The sequence below is a fragment of the Nocardia sp. NPDC058244 genome, from assembly GCF_042882065.1.
In the GTDB taxonomy this organism is placed as follows: Bacteria; Actinomycetota; Actinomycetes; order Mycobacteriales; family Mycobacteriaceae; genus Nocardia.
Map to the genome: position 1 here is coordinate 697,051 of NZ_JBHVWX010000003.1, position 6,008 is coordinate 703,058.

At 71.4% G+C, this 6,008-nt stretch carries 7 protein-coding genes; 2 read left to right on the forward strand and 5 right to left on the reverse strand.

Features of this window, described 5'->3' with window-relative positions:
- Positions 1–5 precede the first annotated feature (5 nt).
- Positions 6–440: an SgcJ/EcaC family oxidoreductase gene (locus tag ACFVW6_RS12955; protein WP_378832075.1), complete on the forward strand. Its 435-nt coding sequence runs from the start codon at positions 6–8 to the stop codon at positions 438–440.
- Between the two features lie 50 nt (positions 441–490).
- Entirely contained in the window at positions 491–910 is a 420-nt protein-coding gene (locus ACFVW6_RS12960) for an SRPBCC family protein (protein WP_355281035.1), read from the forward strand.
- A gap of 48 nt (positions 911–958) precedes the next feature.
- Here the strand turns inward: ACFVW6_RS12960 and recN are convergent, their stop codons facing one another.
- From recN to ACFVW6_RS12985, 5 genes are read right to left on the reverse strand one after another with little or no spacing between them, the layout of a single operon-like run.
- Positions 959–2,728 (reverse strand): DNA repair protein RecN, encoded by a 1,770-nt coding sequence (gene recN / locus ACFVW6_RS12965; RefSeq protein WP_365013775.1) that lies wholly within the window; start codon positions 2,726–2,728, stop codon positions 959–961.
- Positions 2,706–3,662, reverse strand: a complete 957-nt coding sequence (locus tag ACFVW6_RS12970) for an NAD kinase (RefSeq protein WP_365013773.1) — start codon at positions 3,660–3,662, stop codon at positions 2,706–2,708. The genes recN and ACFVW6_RS12970 overlap by 23 nt, the downstream gene beginning before the upstream one ends.
- Positions 3,659–4,480, reverse strand: a complete 822-nt coding sequence (locus ACFVW6_RS12975) for a TlyA family RNA methyltransferase (protein WP_355281030.1) — start codon at positions 4,478–4,480, stop codon at positions 3,659–3,661. Before ACFVW6_RS12975 ends, ACFVW6_RS12970 begins: the two co-directional genes overlap by 4 nt.
- 1 nt (position 4,481) lies before the next feature.
- Positions 4,482–4,769, reverse strand: coding sequence for a hypothetical protein (locus ACFVW6_RS12980; protein ID WP_355281029.1), 288 nt, complete (start codon positions 4,767–4,769; stop codon positions 4,482–4,484).
- 13 nt (positions 4,770–4,782) lie between these two features.
- Entirely contained in the window at positions 4,783–5,676 is an 894-nt protein-coding gene (locus tag ACFVW6_RS12985; protein ID WP_378832079.1) for an HAD-IIA family hydrolase, read from the reverse strand.
- Between the last annotated feature and the right edge of the window lie 332 nt (positions 5,677–6,008).

Sequence of the window (6,008 nt, forward strand, 5' to 3'; positions counted from 1 at the left end):
ACGTCATGACCGAGACCCGATCCGACGACAGCGCGATCCGCGCCCTGTTCACGGCGACGAGCGAGGCCTGGGCCGCCGGTGACGCGCGCGCGTTCGCCGCCGCGTTCACCGACGACGCCGAATACGTCACCTGGTTCGGCCGCCACTACACCGGCCGCGACGCCATCGAGGCCTGTCACGCCGACCTGTTCGCCACGTACCTGAAGAACACCCGGCTCGACGGCGAGATCACCCGGCTGCGCTTCCTCACCCCCGATGTCGCGGTCGTCGACGGCCGGGGCGCGGTGGTCAAGGGCAAGCGCACGCGCACGCGGCGCAACACCAAGGACAACATCTATGTCGCGGTGCGCCAGGACGGCGCGTGGCGCTTCGCCGCGTTCCACAACACGAAATACCACTGGTTCTTCGATGCGATGGCGGCCAGGTCGGAGCGGGGCTGAGATCTACCCGTATGCTGCGGGTCACAGATACCTCGGACAGGAGACCATCCATGCCCCGCAGCACCGTCGAGACGGTTTTCGACGCACCTCGTGACATCGTCTACCGCCTTTTCACCGAGCGTGAGGCCGTCAGCCCCTACCTGCCGATCCAGGTCAAGCTGATCAAGCAGGGCGACCCGGCCACCGGCGTCGGCGCACAGCACGTGCTCGGCTTCGGCAAGGCGGGCGTCACCGAGGAGATCACCGCGCTGGTCCCCGGCGAGCGCATGGAGTACAAGATCGTCAAGGGCGCGCCGGTCAAGCGCCACGTCGGCATCATCACCTTCGCCGACACCAGCTCCGGCGGCACCCGGGTGGTCTACACGATGGAGTCCGAGCCGTCGCTGCCCGTGCCTGCGCCGGTCCTCGAATTCGGCCTGCGTCAGCTGACCAACCAGCTCATCGGCGGCGTCCGCAAAGCCCTGAAGTAGTCGCGTCGACGTCGCCCGCGTCCCGCGCGGGCGACGTCACCCGCGCGATCAGGCCGGCGTGCGTTCCGCGCGCGCGGTCTCCAGCAGTTCTTCCGCGTGCGCGCGGCCGGTCTCGGTGTCGTCCAGGCCGGCGAGCATGCGCGCCAGTTCGACCACCCGCTCGTCGTCGGTCAGCGTGCGAACTCCGCTGTCCACCTTGCCTTTTCCGTCGTCGGACTTGTTCACCACCAGGTGGGTGTCGGCGAAGGCGGCCACCTGCGGCAGGTGGGTCACCACGATCACCTGATGGGTGCGCGCCAGGCGCGCCAGCCGCTTGCCGATCTCCACCGCCGCCCGGCCGCCGACCCCGGCGTCGACCTCGTCGAACACCATCGTCGCGCCGTGATCCGAGCCGGCCAGCACCACCTCGAGCGCGAGCATCACCCGCGAGAGCTCACCGCCGGAGGCGCTCTTGCTCAACGGCAGCGATTGCGCGCCGGAATGGGCCGAGAGCCGGAACTCCACCTCGTCCACCCCGTGCGACCCGGCATGCAGCCGCGCGCCGTCGATCTCGATCGGCGCCGAGTCCTGCGCGTTCGCCGGCAGCTGCCGCACCTGCACCTCGAGCCGGGCCTTCCCCATCGCCAGCCCGCCGAGTTCGGTGCTCACCGCCGAGGCCAGCTTGCCCGCGGTCTTCGCGCGCGCCGCGCTGAGTTTGCGCGCGGCCTCGCGCACCTTGCCCGCCGCGGTCTCCACCTCGCCGGCGAGTTTGGCCAGCGCGTCCTCGGACACGTCCAGCGAATCCAGGCGGGCGCGGGACTCGTCGGCCCAGGCGATCACGCCGTCGATGTCGGGGGCGTACTTGCGGGTCAGCGACTTCAGTTCGGCCTGGCGGGTGAGCATCGAGTCGAGCGCGCCCGGGTCCGACGGCAGTTCGGAGAGATAGCCGCTGAGTTCGGTGGTCACGTCGACGACCACCGCGATCGCCTCGCCCAGCCGCGGCGCGAGCGCGGTCAGCCCCGGGTCGTCGGCGGAATCCAACCGGGCCCGCGCACCGCCGAGCAGATCGAGCACGCCGCCACCGTCGGCGGCGGAGTCGGCCGGACCGGACAGTGCCTCGTGCGCGGCGACCGCGGCCTCGCGCAGTGAATCCAGATCGCTGAGCCTGCGGATCTCGGCGACGAGCCGGGTGTCCTCACCGGGTTCCGGTGCGATGCCGTCGATCTCGGCCAGCGAATGCTTGAGCCGGTCGGCCTCGAGCGCCAGCTCCCGGCTGCGCGCGGTCCGCTCCAGCAGTTCCGAGCGGGCGTCGAGCCACGTCCGGCGATGCACTTGGTACTTGCGCAGCAGCCCGGCGACGCCGTCGCCCGCGAACTGGTCGAGCGCGGCGAGCTGCTGCTCGGGCCGCTGCAACCGCAGCTGGTCGTTCTGGCCGTGCACGGTCAGCAGCCGGGAGGTGAACTCGCCGAGCACCGCGGCGGGCACGCCGCGGCCGCCCAGGTGCGCGCGGGAGCGCCCGTCGCTGTTGACGGTGCGGACCGCGATCACGCTGCCGTCCTCGTCGGCCTCGGCGGCGGCCGATTCCAGCACTTCGCCGACGGCCGTGCGGGCCGCGTCGTTGACGTCGTCGATGACGAATCGCCCCTCGACCACGGCCTTGGCCGCCCCGAGCCGCACCCGCCCGGCGTCGGCGCGGGCGCCGCTGAGCAGATGCAGGCTGGTGACCACCATCGTCTTGCCCGCACCGGTCTCCCCGGTGAGGACGGTCAGGCCTGCATGGAACTGCGCGGTGGCCGTCGAGATGACGCCGAGTCCGTCAATCCTGATCTCTGTCAGCATCGCGGCTGTTCTCCGTTCGCTGTCTACCCCGCCAGCCGGTGACCGGCAGCTGGAACTTCCGCACCATCCGGTCGGCGAACGGCGCGGAATCCAGCCGCACCCACCGCACCGGTCGTTCGCCGCGGACCACTTCGGCGCGGCCACCGCGCGGCAGGGCCAGGGTGCGCCTGCCGTCGAGGAAAACGATCGCGTCGTGCCCGGTCGCCACCGTCTCCACCGCGATCAGCGATTCCGGGCTGGTCACCAGCGGTCGCGCGAACAGCGCGTGCGCGTTGCTCGGGATGACCAGCATCGCTTCGAGTTCCGGCCACACCACCGGCCCGCCCGCCGAGAACGCGTAGGCCGTCGACCCGGTGGGGGTGGAGATGAGGATGCCGTCGCAGCCGAACGACGACACGGGCCTGCCGTCGACCTCGAGCACCACTTCGAGCACGCCCATGCGCTGGGCGTTCTCGAGGCTGGCCTCGTTGAGCGCCCACCCGCGTTCGACGATCGAGTCGTCGACGCGGACGGTGACATCGATGGTCATCCGGTCTTCCACGCGGTAGTCGCGGTCGACCACCTGGGCCAGCGCCTCGTCGAGATGCTCGGCCTCGGCCTCGGTGAGGAAACCGATGCGGCCCAGGTTGATGCCGAGGACCGGCACTCCGGACGGGCGGCCGAGTTCGGCGGCGCGCAGGAAGGTGCCGTCGCCGCCGAGCGCGAGCACCATCTCGCAGCCGATCGCCGCGGAGGGGCTGTGCGGCACCACCCGCACCGGGTAACCGGCGGGCTCGTTCTCGAACCGGGTGCTGTCGGCCTCGTCGGCCAGCACCCGCAGGCAGATGCCCGCCTCGGCGAAGATCTTCGCCACCCGGTGCGCGGTCTCGATGATCTCCGCGCGGCCGGGATGGGCGACGAGCAGGATCTCCCTACCGCCGTCGTGCGTGTTCACTGGGGACCTTCCTCGACCGCGCGGGCGACCAGCGCTGCCACCGCCGCGGCGTCGTAGTCGAACGGGCCGACCTTGCGCAGCCACAGGAAGTACTCGACATTGCCCGACGGACCGGGCAGCGGGCTGGCGACGACACCCTGGGTCCGCAGCCCGAGCGCGCCCGCCGCGGCGGCCACCTCGCCCACCACCTCGGCGCGTAGGGCAGGATCGCGCACCACCCCGCCGGAACCGACCCGCTCCTTGCCGACCTCGAACTGCGGCTTCACCATCGGCAGCAGATCGGCGCCGTCGGCGGCACACGCGGCGAGCGCGGGCAGCACCAGGCCCAGCGAGATGAACGACAGGTCACCGACGACGGATTCGACTGTGCCGCCGATGATCTCGGGGGTGATGTTGCGCACGTTGGTGCGGTCGTACACCTGGACCCGGTCGTCGTTCTGCAACCGCCAGATCAGCTGGCCGTACCCGACGTCGACCGCGGCCACCTCCTTCGCGCCGCGTGAGAGCAGCACATCGGTGAATCCACCGGTCGACGCGCCCGCGTCCAGGCAGCGCTTACCCGCGACGCTGAGGCCCTGCGGCTCGAACGCCTCGAGCGCGCCGAGCAGCTTGTGCGCCCCGCGCGACGCCCACGACACCTCGTCGGGTTCCTCCCGCACGATCAGCGGGGTTCCGGTCTCCACCGCCGTCGCCGGTTTCACGGCCACGGTGCCGGCAATCAGGACGCGGCCCGCGCTGATCAGCTCGACCGCGTGTTCTCGCGATCGCGCCAATCCCCGGCGAACCAGTTCGGCGTCCACACGCGCTCGCCTGGCCACCTCAGATCTTGTCCACTGTCGCCAGGGCGTCCACCAGCACGTCGTGCGCCTGCTCGAGAATGCGCGCACGCCGGGTGATGTCGGCTCCCGTCTCGGTGTTCTCGGCCGGTCCGGTCGCGACCGGTACCTGGCCGAGCTCGGCCAGCAGCGCGTCGACCTCGGCCTTGATCCGATGCGGGTCGGCCGGTTCCTGCCGCGCCTGACCACCGGGCAGGTGACTGCCGGGCAGGGGAATCCCGGGACGGGGTGGCTGCGGCGCGCCGGGCGTCGGTGAACTCGGAGTACTCATCGTGTCGTCAACGCTATCGGATTTCCGAATCGGCTGCGCGCACGCGTACCGCCCGGCCTGGGTGCTGTCGCAACAGTTCCGCGACCGCCGCGGGGGCGACCGCCTCGGGCACGATGTCGTCGTTGAGCGCGTCGAGCGAGGTGGCGATGAAGGTGGGTACCTGGGCCGGCGGCGCGATCAGGACATCCTCCAGCGTGCTGACACCGGTGAGCACCAGCAGCGAGTCGAGCCCGAGACCGTTGGCGCCCTCGATATCGGTGTCGAGACGATCACCGACGACCAGCGCGGCGCGGGCACCTGCCCGCTCCAGCGCGTCTTCCATCAGCGGCGCGAACGGCTTGCCCGCCACCAGCGGCTCCCGATCGGAGGCGGTGCGCAGCGCGGCGACCATCGAGCCGTTGCCCGGCGCCAGCCCGCGCTCGTTGGGCAGGGTGCGATCGGTGTTGGCGGCGACCCACAGCGCGCCCGCCCGCAGCGCGTAGGCGGCTTCGGCGAGGTCGGGCCAGGCCGTGGTGGGCGAATGGCCCTGCACGACGGCGTCGGGCGGGGTCTCGCCGAAGCGCCGGATCGGCTCCAGCCCGACCGCGGTGATCTCGGCGGCCAGATCGTCGGTACCGACGACGAGCACCCGGGAACCGGGAGCCAGTCGATGCGCCAGCATCCCGGCCGCGGCCTGCGCGCTGGTCACCACGTCGTCGGTGGTCGCCGGATAACCCAGCTCCGCCAGATGCTCGGCCACCGGACCGGGCCCACGGGCCGCGTTGTTGGTGACATAGACCAGCCGCTGCGCCGATTCACCGTCCGGGGCGAGCGCTTTCGGGCCGCCGTCGATCACCTCGGGACCGCGGTACAGCGTTCCGTCCAGGTCGAGCAGCAAAGCGTCGTATTGATCGCGTAGCCGGTTCACACACCCTCACTCCGTCGTCACTGCCGGGCCGAGCACCTGCGCCGACCCTAGGCGAGGCCACCGACAGATCCGCGTCCGCGGAACCGCCGAATCGCGCTCGCACTCTTCATGATCGAGCATGCGGAAACCGTCCGTGCACGGTGTACCGTTTTTCGGCGCCCGCCCTCGCGCGCGTCGCCGGGTGCGGTGATCCCCGTCACCCCGCATCCTGCTCGTGGCGTTCCTGGTGGCCGAGGTACCCGTTCGAGCACCCGTTCTGGAAGAGACCGGCCCGCTGCTGACCCCCGAACGCAAAACGGCCGCCGGGCCGGGAACCTGCGAGGGTTCCCGGC

Excerpts from the sequence above, each read along its gene's own strand:
- ACFVW6_RS12955 (WP_378832075.1), top strand. The coding sequence starts at position 6 with ATGACCGAGACCCGATCCGACGACAGCGCGATCCGCGCCCTGTTCACG.
- ACFVW6_RS12960 (WP_355281035.1), top strand. The coding sequence starts at position 491 with ATGCCCCGCAGCACCGTCGAGACGGTTTTCGACGCACCTCGTGACATC.
- recN (WP_365013775.1), bottom strand. The coding sequence starts at position 2,728 with ATGCTGACAGAGATCAGGATTGACGGACTCGGCGTCATCTCGACGGCC.
- ACFVW6_RS12980 (WP_355281029.1), bottom strand. The coding sequence starts at position 4,769 with ATGAGTACTCCGAGTTCACCGACGCCCGGCGCGCCGCAGCCACCCCGT.